The organism is Pseudomonas sp. 10B238, from assembly GCF_000970615.1.
GTDB lineage: Bacteria > Pseudomonadota > Gammaproteobacteria > Pseudomonadales > Pseudomonadaceae > Stutzerimonas.
This window is the reverse complement of sequence record NZ_KQ033927.1, coordinates 309,028-327,326: the sequence shown is the minus strand read 5'-3', so window position 1 is coordinate 327,326 and position 18,299 is coordinate 309,028. Positions and strand designations below refer to the sequence as shown.

Genomic DNA, 18,299 nt, shown 5'->3' with positions numbered 1-18,299 from the left:
AGGCTTTGATGAGCAGCGCCAATCAACAATTCGCCAGTGACAACTATTCCGGCATCTGTCCGGAAGCCTGGGAGGCGATGGCCCGGGCAAACCAGGGGCATGACCGGGCCTACGGGGACGATCAATGGACGTCACGTGCGGCTGACCATTTCCGCCAACTGTTCGAAACCGACTGCGAAGTATTCTTCGCCTTTAACGGCACGGCGGCCAACTCACTGGCCTTGTCATCGCTGTGCCAGAGCTACCACAGCGTGATCTGCGGCGACATCGCGCACATCGAAACCGATGAATGCGGCGCACCGGAGTTCTTTTCCAACGGCTCCAAGCTGCTGGTGGCGCGAACCGAACAGGGCAAGCTGACGCCTGCGGCCATCCGCGAGATAGCCCTGAAACGCAAGGACATCCATTACCCCAAACCACGCGTCGTCAGCCTGACCCAGGCCACCGAAATCGGTACCGTCTACCAGCCGGATGAGATCCGAGCCATCAGTGACACCTGCAAGGAGCTGGGGCTGCACCTGCATATGGATGGTGCACGCTTTGCCAATGCCTGTGCATTTCTCGGACTGTCACCGGCCGAACTAAGCTGGAAAACCGGCGTTGACGTGCTCTGTTTTGGTGGCACCAAAAATGGCATGGCAGTCGGCGAGGCCATACTGTTTTTCAACCGCGATCTCGCCGAGGATTTCGAATACCGCTGCAAGCAGGCTGGGCAGCTTGCATCGAAGATGCGTTTTCTGTCTGCACCCTGGGTAGGTCTGTTGGAAGGCGGCGCCTGGATGAAATACGCCAAACACGCGAACAGCTGCGCGCAGTTACTGGCCGGCCTGATCGACGACGTGCCCGGCGTAGAACTGATGTTTCCAGTGCAGGCCAATGGCGTCTTCGTCAGCATCCCACCGTTGGCACTCGAAGCACTGAGAAGCCGCGGCTGGATGTTCTACACATTCATCGGTGTCGGCGGCGCGCGCTTCATGTGCTCGTGGGACACCAGTGAAGAACGCGTCCGCCAACTGGCAGACGACATACGCAGTGTCGTCATGGAGCACTAGTAGCTCACCACAAAAGAGAGCCGCACATGCCGTCCCAAAGAGGAGACGTGTGCGGCGAAGCGGCGAAGGTGAAGCTGGATCGGAAGGCAATGTCATGGCTCACATTGCATAATACGCTGTTTAACATAATATACATTATGCGAACCGTACGATCCGTATACAGCGGACTCGCATCAGCTGCTACGCCCACGCTTTGGCTGCTTCTTGATTTGCCCACGTACATCAGGCTTTCGGCTTTCAGTTCACATTCAGGCATCGCTTCAGAATATCCAACCTGTCTGCTGCCTGGTGTTGCGAACCAGGCAGCTGGTGGATTGATACCACGACAAGCAATCTGCTCCCCGTCGTCAATGCTCGGCGCAGAATGTCGGACCGGAATCATCGCAGCGCCGCGAATCGGTTATCCGCATCAGTTACGACATTCGAGCATCCTGCTCAGGCTTGGCCGCCCAACCGCCAACGATGCAACCTGGCAGCCCAGGTCTGTGGACGTTTGGCTGTATGCGCGCGCCGCCAGGCCTCCGCAACCGCGAGGCTGGCCTCAGCCAAGGTCGGATTGATGTGTACGGTACGCCGCAGTTTGTTCAGTCCCAGCTTGTGCTTCATCGCCAACACGAACACGGCGAGCGTTTCACTCGCTCCGTCGCCAACAAGCGTGACGCCGATGATGCGGTCGCGCCCGCGTTCGGTGAGGACCTTGAGGAAACCGCTATTGCCAGCGCTCATCTGCGCCGCTTCTAGCGAATCGAGGTTCAGCAAGGTCACCTCGTATTCCAGTTCAGCCAACTTCGCCTGGGCCTCAGTCAAGCCCACGCTGGCGATTTCGGGTGAGGTAAAGGCCACGCGCGGGACCACTCGGTCGCTGACCATGAAACGGCGGAATCCGGAAAAAAGGCCATTCGCAGCGGCATACCAGGCATGGTGCGTAGCGCTTTGAAAAGAACTGTCCGGACCGGTCACTGCGCCCACGGCATAGATATTTGGGTAGCGCGTAGCCAGGTACTCATCCACCTCCAGGCTACCGTCTTCGCGAGTGTTCAGCTCCAGCGCTTCAAGCCCTAGCTCATCCAGATGGGCTTGGCGCCCCAACGCCAGCAATACCTCATCAAATGGCAAGGAATGGTGTTGCTCCTCGATCAAACAGACCAGGCGGCGCTCGTTTCCAGCCACTTCGACCTGTTGTGGCGCTACCTGCAGCAGAACCTGAACCCCATCCGCACAAAGGGCGTCATGAACAGCTTGGCGTGCCTCTGGTTCGACCGCAGCCAACAACATGTCGCCCTCAACGACCAGCGTAACCTGACAGCCGAGGCGCTGGAACGCCTGTGCCAGTTCACAGGCATTGGCTTCGCCGCCCATGATCAGCAGTCGATCCGGCCGTTGCTGCAGATCCCAGATGCTCTCGCAGGTCAGCGGCTCGACCTTCTCGAGCCCCGGTATTGGCGGGATGACGGGTTGGCTTCCCGTGGCGATGACGATGGCGCGACTGTAAAGGGTGCGATCGCCTATCTGAACCGACCAGGGTGAAGTCAGCTGAGCCCTACCCCGAATCATCTCAACACCGGTGGCCTTGCATGATTCAGCCGTGACCTGCCCTTGTGCCTCGTCGAGCGTGCGGCGCACCTGTTGCATGACTTCAGCAAAGTCAACTTCGGTGTGCATCTGGATGCCCAGCGTACCGCCCTGGCGCAATGCGTGATTCATGTTGGCCGCCCGCATCAGCGCCCTGGCCGGGACGCTGCCACTGTGCAGCGCCGCGCCGCCGAGCCGCTCGCGTTCAACCAATGCGACCCTAGCCTTCATCGAGGCTGCAATTCGAGCAGCGGCCAGCCCCCCGCTCCCCCCACCGACGACCAACAGGTTGTACTCATAGCTCTCCGGCTTCTGCCAACCGCTGTAGACCTGGCGCGCTTTGTAGAGCGTTAACAGCTTGGTAGCGGCCAGCGGAAATATGGCAAGCAGAGCCAACGTCCCGATCAAGCTCGGCGAGAGAATGTCGGAGATTTCGCGGATACGCGCCAGCTGGCGTCCGGCCCCCACATAGATTGCGTGGCCTGGGAGCATGCCTGCCTGAGTTGTCCACCAGAACGTCCACATGCTTACTCGCGTCAGCCCGAGCGCAGGATTCAATAGAACAAAGGGAACGAGAGGTATCAACCGCAGCGAGAAAAGGTAAAAGGCCCCGTCCCGCTCGAGCCCCCGATTGATACTTGCGATCTGTTTGGCGAACCGTTTCTGAATCCAGTCACGTAACAGAAACCGGCTAATGAGCATCGCAACGAGCGCACCGATATTACTGGCAAAGGACACCATCAAGGTTCCGCCGACCAGGCCGAACAAGGCGCCGGCCAGCAACGTCAGCACCACGGTACCGGGGAACGACATGACCGTAAGCGCCACGTAAGCGGCAAAGAACACCGAGCCTGCCCACCAGGGGTGCGCCTGGACCTGGTCTCGCAGCGCCCCACTCTTCGCCTGGATCATTTCCAGCGTCAGGTATTGCTCAAGATCGAACCAGAAAAAACAGGCCGCCGCGACCACAAAAAAAAGCACGATCAGCCAACGGGTGAGCTTCATGGATGCCAGTACTCCGCGGCGCGTTGGAAGCGGTCGCTTCTGACAGAGGGATGGGTAAGTTGAGGCCCAGGCATCAGTGGCCTCGGCTGGCAATCGCAAGGGGAACAGCAAATCATCAGGAAAACTCTTGTCTGGGCCATAACTTGGAGCTGACCGGACTGAGGATGTTCCGAGAGAGCCGACGATCTGCCCGCCTCGTTATTTCATGCCTAGCCGTTCACGCATCTCAGCGGTGATTTGCTGCCCCGCCTCGTCGATCCCCGCCCAAGGGTCTTCGCCCTGCTCTTCCAGGCGCGGCATGAGATTTCGAATGGTCCAGATGTTCGCGCCCTTGAGATCCGCCAGCTCATCGCGGTGAATGGGCACTGAAACGGCAAGTCCCTCGCGCGCTCGAACCGAATAGGCGGCGACGGTGCTCGCGCCCTTACTGTTGCGCAGGTAATCGATGAAGATTTTGCCGATCCGATTCTTGGGGCCGCTGACCGCTGAGAAATGCTGCGGCATGAGCTTGGCCATGTACTGCGCTATGGCCTGACTGAAGGCTTTGACCTCGGTCCAGCTGTGGACCGGCTCCAAAGGCACCATCACGTGCAGCCCTTTGCCACCACTGGTCTTGAGATAAGACTGCAGACCCAGTTCGTCCAGCAAGGTCTGGGTGAGTTGAGTGGCCTCTACCATGCGCTTCCAGGGCAACGCAGGATCCGGGTCGAGATCGAGCACGAAGCGATCCGGGTGATCGAGCACCGGCGCCACGGCATTCCAGGTGTGCAGCTCGATGGTCCCCATCTGCGCCGCGCTGATCAGCGCTTCGGCGGTGTCGATGGTCATCAGTGCCGCATGGTTGGGAAACAGCGCGGTGTCCAATTGGGTGATATGCGGAATGCTCAGCTTCTCGGTGTGCTTTTGGAAAAACAGCTCACCGTCGATGCCCTCTGGTGCCCGGACCAGGGCAAGCGGCCGCTGTGCCAGGTGCGGCAACGCCCATGGGGCAACTTCGGCATAAAAGCGCGCCAGCTCCATTTTGGTTGCACCGATCGTCTTGTCGATGATGCGTTCGGGGTTCGAGATCTTGATCTTGCCGCCCGCCGTGTTTGATGCGGGATTACGTTGTTTCGGCTTATCCGGGCTAGACGCCTTGGCTGTTTTCGCTGGGCGCTCGTGGGTGATGGCTTTGGCCGGCTTGTCCGAGCGCAAGCCATGAAAAACCGAATGGCGCACCACGCCCTGACGGGTCATCTCCGCATAGGCGACCTCGCAGATCAGCTCCGGCTTGAGCCAATGAGCACCGCGTACGTCGGCGGCTGGCGGCGCCTTTGCCAAAGGGCTCTTGTCGACTCCGAGCGGTTTGAGCTTGGCGTGCAGGCTCTCCAGAGTGGCGTGGTTGAAGCCGGTGCCCACCTTGCCGGCGTATAACAGCTGACCTTGTTCGTCGTGCAGCCCCAGCAGCAGCGCACCGAAGCCACTGCGCGTGCCCTTCGGGTCGGTGTAGCCGACGATGACGAATTCCTGACGGTTCTTGCACTTGATCTTGACCCAGCTGTTGCTGCGCCGGGACACGTAGGTACTGCCTGCACGCTTGCCGATCAGCCCTTCCAGCTTCATCTGGCAAGCGCTCTCGAGCATGCTCTCCGGCTGTTCGGTGAAATCAGCGGAGAAGCGCAACAGCTCGCTTTCGTCAGCATCCAGTACCTGACTCAAGGCCGCTCGGCGCTCTTCCAGTGGGACCTCGCGCAAGTCCATGCCATTCAGATAGGGCATATCGAACAGGTAATAGAGGATGCTGCCGCTGCGGCCAGCTTCGAACGCGTTCTGCAGCGCTTGGAAATCCGGCGTGCCGTCGTCGTCGGGTACCACCACTTCGCCGTCTAGCCAGGCCGATTCCAGACCAAGCCCGGCGAGCGCTTCGGCCTGCTGTGGCATCTTCTGCGTCCAGTCGTGACCGTTACGCGTGAAAAGCTGCACCCTGCCCGACTCGATACGAGCCATGATGCGGTAACCGTCGAACTTGATTTCGTAGCGCCAATCCCCGTCAGGGACCGACTCAACCAACGTCGCGAGTTGAGGCTTGAAGCTCTCCGGTAAAGGCGCCTGCTTGGCGCCGGTCAATGTCGCGTTCGGCGCGTCCTTGCGGCTGCGTCTACGCGCAGGTGTTTTGACCGCTTTAGCTGCGGCTGCCGGTTTGGCTTTACCACGCTTGCGGGGTATCAGGGTCCGATCGCTCAGCACGCTGTCTGGCAGCTCTTCAACGATGTTGTATTCGCTCTCTGGCCTGGCAGCGTCGTCGTTGGACTTGATTAGAAACCATTGTTCCTTTCCCCCGTCCATGCGCGTGCGAACCAGATTCCAAGTGCCGCTCAGCTTTTCACCTTCGAGACTGAACTTCAGTTTGCCCTTGCGATAACCCTCTTGCGGGTCGCCCTCGGGAATCCAGACACCGCGATCCCAGACGATCACATCTCCCGCGCCGTAATGACCTTTCGGAATGCTACCTTCGAACGTCGCGTACTCAAGCGGATGATCTTCGACATGCACGGCCAGACGGCGCGATTTCGGATCGAGGGAAGGCCCCTTCGGGACAGCCCAACTTTTCAGCGTCCCGTCGAGCTCTAGGCGGAAGTCATAGTGCAGCCGCGTCGCGTCGTGCTTCTGGATGCAGTACTGAAGCGCACGAGCCTTGCGGCGTTTGCGCGTGCCGTTTTCGCCATCAGGCTCTGGGGTCGCAGTGAAGTCGCGCTTTCGGTTGTACTCATCCAGGGCCATGGCAGCGACTCCGTTATCGATTCATCCGAGCTGCGAACCTTCTGCCAAGCGGTGACGTAACGATGTTTACATCTCGGCAGGGCCTGCTAGCGTTTGTAGATGTTGAAAAACCAAGGCAGCGTCGACCCGGCGCGAGCCCCTTTCCATATGCAGACATCGATGGGAGGAAGGATCATGGCTACACGTCTACCTCTGCTCACCATAGAGAACATCCTTCGCGGTTATCTCCACCCCTTCCGCTGTGACTGCCATGCCCAAGAAGACAGCCATCTCACCGTCCGGCTCTATGAAGACATCGCTGGCGGTGAGGAGCTAACCGTATTTGGCATCACCGACGAGCAGTGTCGGGATGCAGCGAACCTTGTCCGGCTGGCCCAAGAGCTACGCTTCGAGCTCTATGCCACGCGCAGTGGCATGCCAGTCGCTGCGGATGCCGCCAAGGTTGTCGGAGGCTAGCCAATCGGCAGTGCCTAGATCGACAACCTGGGTGGCCGAAGCAATCAGCGCTTCGCTTCGGTATGCGGCTCGGCTGCTCGGGTCAGATAGGCTTGCGTCAGTTCGGCCAAGTGGCTGCGCATCCAGTCTGCCATTGCCACCTCCTCTGCCAGAATGCGCGTGCAGATGTCGGCTGTTTCGGTGTCGCCTACGGCTTTGGCCGCGGCAATCAGAATCTCATACGAGGCGATCTCCAGATTCTCGAAGACGTAGCCCATCTGCGCGCCTTTAACGATTTCGTCGTTGACCATCATGCCGCCCATGGCCTGCCCCATCGCTGTCATCTTGCCGCCCAGATCCTTTAAGCCGGAGTAGGACTTGTCGTAACGGTGCAAGCAGGTTTCGATGAGCTTCGCCTGATTCTGCGTTTCGGTTATGTGTTGCTCGATCCGCGCCTTCAGCTGTGGGTAATGCTCGATGCGGCTGGCCTGCTTGTTCAGCATGGTCTCTGCCTGAGCTTCCATGGCATGCGCGTCGCGCAGCCATTCGATCAGTCGTTCGATGCGAACATCATTTCCGGTCTGTGCGCTTTGCATATGTCTCTCCCACTGGTTTGGATAGCGATCAGGGCGCCATCGCCGCCCTCTTGTTATGTGTGAGAGACGGCAAGGCAGTGGAGTTCCGCAGACCCGACTGGCTGCACCTGCCATGAACTTTGCATAGGGGCACCAGTCCCTCATGCAATGGATTAAACGGAGCAGGCCTCATCGAATTTCTAGATCCCCTCCTCCAGTGGGAGAACTACATCACCGAACCGGCGCTGCGCACGATCCTGGTGTCCGCCTTCGTCGTGGTCTTGCTCAGCGTATTCAGTCGGGTGCTGACGGCAGTGATGTTGCGGCTGGGCCGCGGATTTCTGCTCACCAAGGCCGTGTCAGAACAGCTGGAAAAGCCCATCAGCGTGTTGCTGCCACTGCTCGGGCTACAAGCTGTGCTGGCGGCGGCCAGCGACGAACTGGCGCTGATCAGCCTCGCCCGGCGCCTCACCGCGCTGGTCATGATCGCCTGCTTCACCTGGCTGGCTATGCGGCTGGTTCGCGGGCTTGAGCACGCGGTGCGGTTGAGAAACCCCGTCGACGTCAGCGACAACCTGCGCGCACGACAGATCCAGACCCAGTCGCGGGTGCTATTGCGGACACTGAGCTTCTTCATCCTCTTGATCGGTGCCGCGGGAATGCTCATGACCTTTCCGGGCGCTCGCCAGTTCGGCGCTAGCCTGCTCGCGTCGGCGGGTCTCGCGGGCCTGGCCGTTGGCTTCGCCGCTCGCCCTGTCCTAGCCAACCTGATCGCAGGGATACAGATTGCGATTACCCAGCCAATTCGCCTGGATGACGTGGTGATCGTTGAAAACGAGTGGGGGCGAATCGAAGAGATCACCGGCACCTACGTAGTGGTGCGGATCTGGGATGACCGGCGGCTGGTGGTGCCGCTGCAATACTTCATCGAAAAGCCCTTCCAGAACTGGACGCGGCGTAATTCAAGCATCATCGGCTCGATATTTCTTTGGGTCGATTATTCACTGCCCTTGGAGCCCGTGCGTGAGGAACTGCGTCGGCTGTGCCAGGAGGTGCCGGAGCTGTGGGACGGTCGTGTGATCGTGCTGCAAGTCACCGATAGCAGTGAAAAGTCGATACAGGTACGGGTACTGGTCAGTTCACCGGACTCATCGCGCAATTGGGACTTGCGCTGCCACCTGCGAGAGGCCTTGATCAAATTCATCCAGCGCGAATATCCCGGCTGCCTTCCGCAGCTGCGAGCGGACCTCAACGTGGGCCGAAAACCAAGCGTCGAACACCCAGTTCCCGATCATGTCGAGCCCGAGCGTCAGCCGCCGGTGTGACGGCAGTACCGATGCACCGGCTGTGCTGCAATACAGGGCATTACGCGAAGAATTGTCGTGTGTCGGTGCATGAAGGCCGTTGATGTCGAGTCATTCGTGCTCCCGCAGTTTACGCAGCAGCTGCTCGTATTTGCTCGGCAACTGCTCTAGCCCGTAGCGAGCCGCCTGCTTCCGAATCGACACGCGATCACCTTCGAATTGAACGGTCTCGCTGATGCTCACTTGGCGCTCCCCTTGCATCAGTGCGTAGGCGTAGCACTGCGTGCCACCGGCGTCCTCCTCGTTGTCGTCGGCCACGCCAGTGTTTGCAATGGCAATGTCGGCGACGCTGGCGTTCAGTGCGCCGATGGCCATTTCGGTGGCGACCTCTTCGCTGGTAAGGCCAAAGGTTTCGATGGTTTCGAAACTGACATGCAGCAGACGGTTCTTCGCCTTCGGCGAATACACGACGAATCCGCTGTCGAGCGCTTTGCCACAACCTGGGATGTCGCCTAACAGGGAGGCCATCAGGCCACAAGTGCAGGATTCCGCAGTGGTCAACATCATCTGTTTGTCACGAAGAAACCGCACGATTTCAGCAAGGTCTTGCATGGTATTGGCTCCGGCTTTCGGCTTGAAAAAAACTCGCGTCAGTCAGATTTCCGAGGCGATACCCGAAGACAAAGTTCCAACCCTTCGCATTCCGCCTAAAGGCGAGAACTATTTCACAGCGTCCCGGTCTGGTTTTAAGGTAGGGCCAGCGCAGCTCTACGCCGCTCCTCGCGCGGCTCCAGTACAGAAAATCAGCTTTGCCGTGCTCATGGTTTGCAGCGCTCCGAGTGGTGCTGCGTGGAAGAAACGTGCTTATAGCAGGCCTGCTAGAGACGCTGGCCGCTTGGGGAGAGGTAAATTATGAGTATTGCTGCTGTGGACACCCGCCCTGTCCGCTTTAACATTGCACAACGCCTAGCGCCGCCAGCTGAACGTCCCTTGCTGCAATTGCGCAGCACCCAGGACGAGAAGAAAAAAATTCTTTTTGTGACGTCCGAATTGACCGACCTGGTCAAGACCGGCGGCCTTGCCGATGTGTCCGCAGCCCTGCCCCGGGCCCTCGGTGATCGGCATGACGTGCGCGTGCTCATTCCTGGCTACACACAAGTGATGCAGTGCGGCCAGCCGATTCGTATCGTTGGCAGCGTGATTTCCCACGCTGATCTGCCACCAAGCCGAATCGGCCGCCTAGACATGCCGGATGGCCTGATCATCTACGTGGTGGTTTGCCCGGAGCTCTACGAGCGCGACGGCCTGCCTTATGGCGATGAGCATGGCCAGGATTGGCAGGATAATCCGGTGCGCTTTGCCCGCCTGTGCATGGCAGCAACCGATATTGCCGATGGCACGGCAGGTATTCGCTGGACGCCTGATCTGGTCCATGCCCACGACTGGCCGACTGGGCTCACACCCGCCTACATGCACTGGCGTGGTCTGACCACGCCAAGCGTATTCACCATTCACAACCTGGCGTACCAGGGCAACATCGACATGAGCCTGCGCCGTTCGCTAGCCATTCCACTTGAAGGCTGCGGGCCTGAGCGCATGGAATTTTACGGTGCCCTGTCGCTGCTCAAGGCCGGCATCGCCTATGCGAACCATGTCACCACAGTCAGCGCGACCTACGCGCAGGAGATCACCACGCCGGAATTCGGCTGCGGCATGGAAGGTTTCCTCAGCATGAAGGCGCGCCAGGGCCTGCTCACCGGCTTGCTCAACGGCATCGAAGAAAGCTGGGAGCCGCGCAGCTGCTCTCATCTGGTCAGCCCTTTCGGCCCGAATGACTGGTCCGGCAAAGACGCAAACGCGGCACACGTACGTGAACTCTTTGGCCTGGTCGAAGGCAACGGTCCATTGTTTTCGGTGGTTTCCCGCCTGGTGCACCAGAAAGGCATCGACCTGACCATCGCTGTTGCCGAAACCATCGTCGAGAACGGTGGCCAGCTGGCCATTCTCGGCCGTGGTGATCCGCATATCGAAGACGAAGTGCGGCGCCTGGTCGAACGTTTCCCCGGCCATGTCGGCGCGCATATTGGCTTCAACGAAACCGATGCTCGACGCCTGTTCGCTGGCAGCGACTTCCTACTCATGCCGTCGCGCTACGAGCCTTGCGGCCTGAGCCAAATGTACGCCCAGCGCTTCGCGTCATTGCCGATAGCCCACCGCACCGGCGGCCTGGCGGACAGCATTGATGACGGCGTGACGGGATTCCTGTTCAGCGAAGCCACCGTCGACAGCTATCGCGGCGCCGTCGAACGCGCCCTGGCGGTGCATCAGAACGCCCAACTACTCAATGCGATGCGCTGCCGTGCAATGAGCGGGGGATTTTTCTGGAGCCACGCGATCGAACCCTATGACCGGTTGTACCAACGCCTGCTGGGCGGACGACGCGAGGTCAGTGCCACTATCTAACGAGGTTGATCAATGCAGAATAGGCCCGCCCGCAACGGGCAACACGGACCGGTGCTACTGGATGATTCCCGTACCCGGTTCAGGCTCTGGGCACCAGACGCGCAAAGCGTCAGCCTGGTGGTAGTTGGCGGCGATACGCTGCCCATGCAGGAAGGCGCTGATGGCTGGTACAGCGTCGAGGCCGATGTCGGCGCCGGCACACAGTACAGTTTCCTGATCGACAATGAGCTCCAGGTGCCGGACCCAGCGTCTCGAGCGCAGTCGGCCGACATTCACGATCCGAGCGTGGTGATCGATCCTGCTGCCTACCGGTGGCGCAACACGGATTGGCAAGGCCGCCCCTGGCACGAAACCGTGCTCTACGAGCTACACGTTGGCAGCTATGGCTGCTATGCGCGGATCGAACAACGTCTTCAGGCGCTGGCTGATCTCGGCGTCACGGCCATCGAGTTGATGCCGCTCGCAGAATTTCCGGGTGACCGTAACTGGGGCTACGACGGCGTCCTGCTCTACGCACCTGAGGCTTCCTACGGCACACCCGATGAGCTCAAGCACCTGATCGACACCGCCCATGGCCTGGGCCTGATGGTGTTCATCGACGTGGTCTACAACCACTTCGGCCCGGACGGCAATTATCTACACCGTTACGCCAAGCATTTCTTCCGCCACGACCAGCAGACGCCTTGGGGGGACGGGATCGATTTCCGCCGCCGCGAAGTGCGCGATTTCTTCATCGACAACGCGCTGATGTGGTTGATGGACTATCGCTTCGACGGGCTGCGCATGGACGCTGTCCACGCCATTCCCGACCGGACCTTCCTGCCTGAACTGGCTGAACGCGTGCGTGCGGAGGTAGAGCCTGGCCGTCATGTGCATCTGGTACTTGAGAACGAACACAACCTTGCCAGCCTGCTCGCGGATGATTTTACGGCCCAGTGGAACGACGACGGCCATAACGTCCTGCACACCCTACTCACCGACGAGAGCCAGGGCTATTACGGCGACTACCATAACGACTCGACCAACAAGCTGGTGCGCTTTCTGGGCGAAGGATTCATCTACCAGGGCCATGAGAATCGCCGAGGCGAGTCGCGTGGCGAACCGAGCGGCCACCTGCCCCCCACTTCGTTCGTCCTGTTTCTACAGAACCACGACCAGACGGGTAACCGGGCATTCGGCGATCGCCTGATCAACCTGGCGCCAGCGGATGCATTGAAGGCGGCGACTACCGTGCTGCTGCTCTCCCCCATGGTGCCGCTGCTATTCATGGGCGAGGAATGGGGCGCACGCGAGCCCTTCCTGTTCTTCACCAGCCACCACGGCGAGCTAGCCGATGCCGTACGCGAGGGGCGCCGTGGTGAGTTTGCAGAATTTGCCGAATTCGCCGACGAGCACACCCGCGAGCGCATTCCCGATCCAAACGCGTTGGAGACATACGAGGCCTCCAAACCCGATTTCAGCAAACGTGACGAGCCTGAACACGCTGAATGGCTGCGCCTGTATCGCCAGCTGCTCCAGCTTCGCCACGCCGAAATCGTGCCGCGCCTGGAAGGCTCGCGCTTCTTTGGTGCTGAAGCCTTGGGCGAAGCCGCTGCGTTGGCACGTTGGCAACTGGGCGACGGCAGCGAACTGCGCCTGGAGCTCAATTTGAGCGGCAAGGACCTTGCCGTTACGCCGCCCGCTGCGAATACGCGCTTACTGCACAGCAGCCGTGAAGGCGATTCAGGCGGCACTGACACGATACCTGCGCACACCGCCAGGATGTATTTGCTTGATTCTGCAGGAGTGTCTTAATGAGCGATGAACGACTGAACCGCCTGGCCGAGGCGGCTGGCCTGTCCATCGAATGGGTTGATGCAGACGGCAAGGATCAACGGGTTAAGCCGGAGGTTTTGCGTGCCGTGCTTGACGGGCTGGGGCTACCAGCCGAAAGCGATGATCAGATCGAACGCAGCCTGGAAAAGCTCGACACCGGCGCAGGCGCTGCCAGCGTGCCACCGCTCCTGACATTCGACCAGAATGCTCCGCTGGACCTCAGTCAGTACTTTGAACCATCGTCCCGGTACAGCCTGACGCTAGAAGACGGTAGCCAGCAGAACGGCACCCTGGACGCCCAGTCACGCCTCGCCGCCATTGATATACCCGGCTACCACCAGCTGAACATCGCCGACCAGCAGCTGACGCTCGCCGTTGCGCCAGTCGCCTGCCCACGCGTCGAGGACGTGGCCGGCCCGGCTGCCTGGGGGGTCACGGTGCAGCTTTACGGGCTGCGGCGTCCGGGTGACGGCGGGCTCGGCGATACCCAGGCGCTCGAAGCGGTTGCGCGCAACGCGGCGGCACACGGAGCCGACGCTTTGGGCATCAGCCCTGTGCATGCGATGTTCACAGGCAACAGCCAGCAATACAGCCCGTACTCACCGTCGAGCCGGCTGTTCTACAACATTCTGCACAGCGCACCTGGCAGCGTGCTGGGTGAAAAGCCGCTGCGCATGGCAATCGAGTCCTGTGGACTTGCCGACGAGCTGGAACGCCTCGAGTCGCTCGAACTGATCGACTGGGATGCCGCCTCGCAAGCCCGGCAGTGCCTGCTGCGCACGCTGTACGAGGATTTCTCCACAGGCGGCAACGCTCAGCAGGCAGACTTCGACAGCTTCCGCGAGGCGGGTGGTGAAGCGCTGGAAAACCATTGCCGCTTCGAAGCGCTACACGCCGCCCTCCTCAGTCCCGAAGGCTATCCGCAACACTGGCGTGACTGGCCTGAGGAATACCGCACGCCCCAGGGCCCTGCCGTCGAACAATTCGCGCAACAAAACGCCTCCGAGGTGAGCTATTACGCGTTCTGCCAATGGTTGATCGCCCGTGGACTTGAGCGGGCCCAGATTGCCGCACGCAGTGCCGGAATGAAGATCGGCCTGATCAGCGACCTGGCCGTCGGAGCCGACGGTGGCGGCAGTCAGGCCTGGAGCCGCCAGGATGAAGTGCTGGCAGCGCTCAGCGTGGGTGCACCGCCAGACATCATCAATCGCCAGGGGCAGAGCTGGGGAATCTCAGCGTTCTCCCCATGGGGCTTGAAGGCCCATGGTTACCGCGCGTTCATCGAAATGGTAAGGGCTAATCTGGCGCATGCCGGTGGCATACGCATCGACCATGTGATGGGCCTGATGCGCCTGTGGGTGATGCCGGCGGGCGCTGGCCCTACCGAAGGCGCTTACCTCAACTACCCGTTCGATGACCTGCTGCGGCTGCTCACGCTGGAAGCGTGGCGGCGTAACGCCGTAGTGCTCGGTGAAGACCTCGGCACCGTGCCCGAAGGGCTGCGTGAAAAGTTAGCGGCGCGCAAGCTGCTAGGCATGCGTGTGTTGTTCTTCGAACGCGATGACAACGGCACTTTCAAGCCGCTCGAAGAATGGCCCGCCAGCGCAATCGCTACGTCCACCACGCATGACCTACCCACCATTGAAGGTTGGTGGAAGGCCCACGATATCGACTGGCGTATCCGCGTCGGCCAGCACCGTGAAGACGAGCGCCCGGCGCAGCTGGAGGAACGCGAGCGCGAGCGCGCCGGGCTGCTGCGGCTGTTGCGTGAATATGCGCCGAGCGTCAAGGGCGACCTCTCCGATCCCGACGTCCTGGCCGACGCCTGCGCGGTATGCCTCGGACGCTCGCCCGCCCCCCTGGTGCTGTTCCCGGTTGAGGACGCCCTGGGCCTGCTCGAACAGCCGAACATGCCCGGCATTATCGACACCCATCCCAACTGGCGCCGCCGCTATCCCAGTGACAGCGCCACCATGCTTGACGACCCCGCCTGCTCGCGCCGCCTGGAACTCCTCTCCAGTGCGCGCGAGCAGGCTATTGGAACTAAACATCGATGAGAGACCTTAGCGCCACGTTGCGACTGCAGTTCCATCGTGACTTCACCCTCGACGATGCCACTGCACTGGTCGATTACTTCGCTGACCTGGGCATCAGTCATCTATACGCGTCGCCCCTGTTGACGGCCCGCCCTGGCTCGATGCACGGCTACGATGTCATCGACCCTACCCGGATCAATCCCGAACTGGGCGGCGAGCCGGCACTACGGCGCCTGGTCGACGCCCTTCGGGCCAAAGGGATGGGCCTGATACTCGATATCGTCTCCAACCACATGGCGGTGGGTGGCTCGGGCAATCCCTGGTGGCTCGACGTACTCGAATGGGGCCGCCGTAGCCCCTATGCGCAGTTCTTCGACATTCAGTGGAACTCGCCTGATCCGCTGCTTGAAGGCCAACTGTTGGTTCCTTTCCTCGGCAGTGACTACGGCGAAGCCTTGCAGCAAGGCAAGATCCCCCTAAAGCTGGACATCGATAACGGCGCCTTCTATGCCGAGCACTACGAGCACCGCTTCCCTATTTCGCCACCGACCTACGGCGAAATCCTGCGCCTGACCGACCAACCGGAATTGCGCACCCTAGGGCAGCATTTCGACGCGCTTAAGACCGAGCCCGCGCCGTACCAAACCGCCCGCCAGCTGCGCGCGGATCTGGCGCGACTGCTGGAAGACAGCGCCACACGGCAGACACTCGAAAGTGCACTCCGGCACTACGACTCCACCACTGAAGAAGGCTTCAAACGACTTCACGGGCTGCTCGAGCGGCAGCACTATCGTCTGGCCAGCTGGCGCACCGCAGGCGACGACATAAACTGGCGCCGCTTCTTCGACATCAACGAGCTGGGTGGCCTGCGTGTCGAACGGCCGGTGGTATTCGAGGAAACCCACGCGAAGATCTTCGAGCTGATCAGCGAAGGATTGGTCGACGGGCTGCGCATCGACCATATCGACGGTTTGGCCAATCCGCGCGGTTACTGCCGCCGTCTGCGGCGCCGTGTCGATCGGCTCAATGCCGCGCGTCCCGAAGGCGCGGAACAGGATCATGTGCCGATCTACGTCGAGAAAATTCTCGCTGAAGGTGAGCGTTTGCATGATGACTGGGGTGTAGATGGCACCACCGGCTATGAATTCATGAATCAGGTGTCCTTGCTGCAGCACGATCCAGCTGGCAAATCCGTGCTCTGCTCGCTGTGGAGCGAAACCGCCGACCGCCCCGCCGATTTCATGGAGGAGGTCCGCCAGGCTCGGCAACTGGTGCTCACCGGGCCGCTGGCCGGCGACTTCGAAACCGTCGCCCAGGCACTGCTGCAGGTTGCGCGGCATGACGTAATGACCCGCGACATCACCTTGGGCGCTATCCGCCGCGCGTTGCTCGAGCTGATCGTCCACTTCCCCGTGTATCGCACCTACATCGCCGCGCGCGGCCGGCGCGAGGCCGACGAGCCGTTCTTCCAACAGGCGTTGGCCGCAGCCCGCACCACACTGGGAGAGGCCGATTGGCCGCTACTCGATCACCTTGATCGATGGTTGGGCGGCGAAGACCTTCGCTCGTTGCCGCCGGGACCTGCACGGCGCATCCGCCGATATGCCTGCACACGGTTCCAGCAGCTAACCTCGCCGGCTGCCGCCAAGGCCGTGGAAGACACCGCCTGCTACCGCTCCGGCGCGCTGCTGTCGCGCAACGACGTTGGCTTCGATCCGCAGACATTCAGCGCGCCTGTGGACACCTTTCACGCCGAGTGCCTGGCGCGTGCCGAACATTTCCCTCGAAACCTGCTGACGACGGCCACACACGACCACAAACGCGGCGAAGACACCCGTGCTCGGATGACCGTGATCAGTGAGCGTGCCGAATGGTACGCCAGCAAAGTGCGCCACTGGCGCCAGCTCGCCTATGGCCAGCGTCAGGAACTGCCCGATGGGCCCGCGCCTTCTGCTGGCGATGAAATGCTGCTGTTTCAGGTGTTGCTCGGCTGCTGGCCGCTGGATCTGAACACTGACGACAAGCCGGCCATGGAGACCTTCTGCGAGCGGATGATCCAGTGGCAGGAAAAGGCCGTACGCGAGGCCAAGTTGCGCAGCACCTGGACCGATCCAAACAGTGACTACGAAGGTGCGTGCCAACATTACCTGCGAGCGCTGCTCTTGGGCGACGAGTGCAAAACGCTGCGGGACGACATCGCGGCGGCGGCCCACGAGCTGGCGCCTGCCGGCGCGCTGAACAGCCTTACTCAAACGCTCCTGCGAATGACCACTCCAGGCGTGCCCGACCTCTATCAAGGTACGGACTACTGGGATTTCAGTCTGGTCGACCCCGACAACCGCCGCCCGGTCGATTTCGATAGCCGTCGCGCCACCTTCCAACCGGATGCCCAGCCGACCGAACTGATTGAGAACTGGCAGGACGGGCGCATCAAGCAATGGCTGATCGCACGCACGCTAAAGCTGCGTCGGGCCCAACCTCAGCTGTTCACCGCGGGCCGCTACCTGCCGTTGAAGGTCGAGGGCGAGCACGCCGAGAGCCTCATCGCCTTTGCCCGTGAGCGCGATGGCAGTTGGTTGATTGTGGTCGCAGCGCGTCTGGCCAGCGGCCTGCTCGGCGACAGCACGACACCCAGTATTCCGGCCGCGCGCTGGGGCGACACCCACGTTCGATTGCCCGATGCGCTGAGCGGTCATGCGATGGAGCGACTTTTTGACGGAATGGCAGTCACACCCAAACAAGAAGGGTTGAGCGTGACTGAAATTTTGCAGCATCTGCCTTTTGCGCTTTTACAGCTAACAAACAGTTCAACAGGAGAATCAGAACGATGACTAAACAAGAGCAGCGCATTCGCGAACTGGCGTATGACATCTGGGTATCAGAAGGCCGTCCGCACGGTGAAGATGCGCGCCATTGGGCGATGGCACGCAAGCTGGCCGAGGCGGAAAACGACACCTCCGATACCAAGCCAGCAAAAACCCGCAAGGCAGTCACCAAACCAACGGATGCAACGCCTGCTGACAAACCAGCCAAGGCGACCAAAGCAGCCAAGCCTGCAAAGGACATCAAAGACCCGAAAGACGTCAAACCAGCCAAGCCAGCGGTCGCCCCAACCAAGGGAGCTGCGCGCCCTAAAGCCAAGGCGGGTACCGACGCTGCCGAAGGCACACCGGAAGGCGTGAAGAAGACTCGCGCGCCCCGAGCCAAGAAAGAAAGCTGAACGACACCGCGCCACGAATCCGAACCAACCCTCGCAGAGGGTTGGCGGGCTGTGACGACTCT

Annotated in this window: 12 protein-coding genes; 8 read left to right on the top strand and 4 right to left on the bottom strand. The window is 60.8% G+C overall.

Going from position 1 to position 18,299, the window contains the following annotated elements:
- Positions 1-8 precede the first annotated feature (8 nt).
- Positions 9-1,052, top strand: coding sequence for a threonine aldolase family protein (locus tag RT21_RS01380; RefSeq protein ID WP_046161287.1), 1,044 nt, complete (start codon positions 9-11; stop codon positions 1,050-1,052).
- A 435-nt stretch (positions 1,053-1,487) separates the two neighbouring features.
- On the opposite strand, the gene RT21_RS01375 is transcribed toward RT21_RS01380, so the two are convergent.
- A complete protein-coding gene (locus RT21_RS01375; RefSeq protein ID WP_046161286.1) occupies positions 1,488-3,629 on the bottom strand; it encodes an FAD-dependent oxidoreductase in 2,142 nt (713 codons plus the stop codon).
- A 198-nt stretch (positions 3,630-3,827) separates the two neighbouring features.
- Positions 3,828-6,389 (bottom strand): DNA ligase D, encoded by a 2,562-nt coding sequence (gene ligD / locus RT21_RS01370; protein ID WP_046161285.1) that lies wholly within the window; start codon positions 6,387-6,389, stop codon positions 3,828-3,830.
- A gap of 174 nt (positions 6,390-6,563) precedes the next feature.
- Between ligD and RT21_RS01365 the strand changes: the two genes are divergently transcribed.
- Positions 6,564-6,845 carry a DUF1652 domain-containing protein gene (locus RT21_RS01365; RefSeq protein WP_046161443.1) on the top strand — a complete coding sequence of 94 codons (282 nt, stop codon included), beginning with the start codon at positions 6,564-6,566 and terminating at the stop codon, positions 6,843-6,845.
- Between the two features lie 44 nt (positions 6,846-6,889).
- Here the strand turns inward: RT21_RS01365 and RT21_RS01360 are convergent, their stop codons facing one another.
- On the bottom strand, positions 6,890-7,420 hold the full coding sequence (locus RT21_RS01360) for a ferritin-like domain-containing protein (protein ID WP_046161284.1): 531 nt from the start codon (positions 7,418-7,420) through the stop codon (positions 6,890-6,892).
- A gap of 239 nt (positions 7,421-7,659) precedes the next feature.
- On the opposite strand from RT21_RS01360, the gene RT21_RS01355 reads away from it, so the two are divergent.
- Positions 7,660-8,724: a mechanosensitive ion channel family protein gene (locus tag RT21_RS01355; RefSeq protein ID WP_371263590.1), complete on the top strand. Its 1,065-nt coding sequence runs from the start codon at positions 7,660-7,662 to the stop codon at positions 8,722-8,724.
- 90 nt (positions 8,725-8,814) lie between these two features.
- Here RT21_RS01355 and RT21_RS01350 read toward each other — a convergent pair whose 3' ends face one another.
- On the bottom strand, positions 8,815-9,315 hold the full coding sequence (locus RT21_RS01350; protein ID WP_046161283.1) for a CinA family protein: 501 nt from the start codon (positions 9,313-9,315) through the stop codon (positions 8,815-8,817).
- Between the two features lie 300 nt (positions 9,316-9,615).
- Between RT21_RS01350 and glgA the strand changes: the two genes are divergently transcribed.
- Genes glgA through RT21_RS01325 form a run of 5 tightly spaced genes read left to right on the top strand, consistent with a single transcriptional unit; the run spans position 9,616 to position 18,237 of the window.
- Positions 9,616-11,166 carry a glycogen synthase GlgA gene (glgA, locus tag RT21_RS01345; RefSeq protein WP_046161282.1) on the top strand — a complete coding sequence of 517 codons (1,551 nt, stop codon included), beginning with the start codon at positions 9,616-9,618 and terminating at the stop codon, positions 11,164-11,166.
- 12 nt (positions 11,167-11,178) lie between these two features.
- Positions 11,179-12,960, top strand: coding sequence for a malto-oligosyltrehalose trehalohydrolase (gene treZ, locus RT21_RS01340; protein ID WP_046161281.1), 1,782 nt, complete (start codon positions 11,179-11,181; stop codon positions 12,958-12,960).
- Complete coding sequence (malQ, locus tag RT21_RS01335; RefSeq protein ID WP_046161280.1) at positions 12,960-15,038, top strand: 4-alpha-glucanotransferase; 2,079 nt, start codon at positions 12,960-12,962, stop codon at positions 15,036-15,038. The genes treZ and malQ overlap by 1 nt, the downstream gene beginning before the upstream one ends.
- Positions 15,035-17,848, top strand: coding sequence for a malto-oligosyltrehalose synthase (locus tag RT21_RS01330; RefSeq protein WP_046161279.1), 2,814 nt, complete (start codon positions 15,035-15,037; stop codon positions 17,846-17,848). The genes malQ and RT21_RS01330 overlap by 4 nt, the downstream gene beginning before the upstream one ends.
- A complete protein-coding gene (locus RT21_RS01325) occupies positions 17,845-18,237 on the top strand; it encodes a DUF2934 domain-containing protein (protein WP_046161278.1) in 393 nt (130 codons plus the stop codon). Before RT21_RS01330 ends, RT21_RS01325 begins: the two co-directional genes overlap by 4 nt.
- The last annotated feature ends 62 nt before the right edge of the window (positions 18,238-18,299 follow it).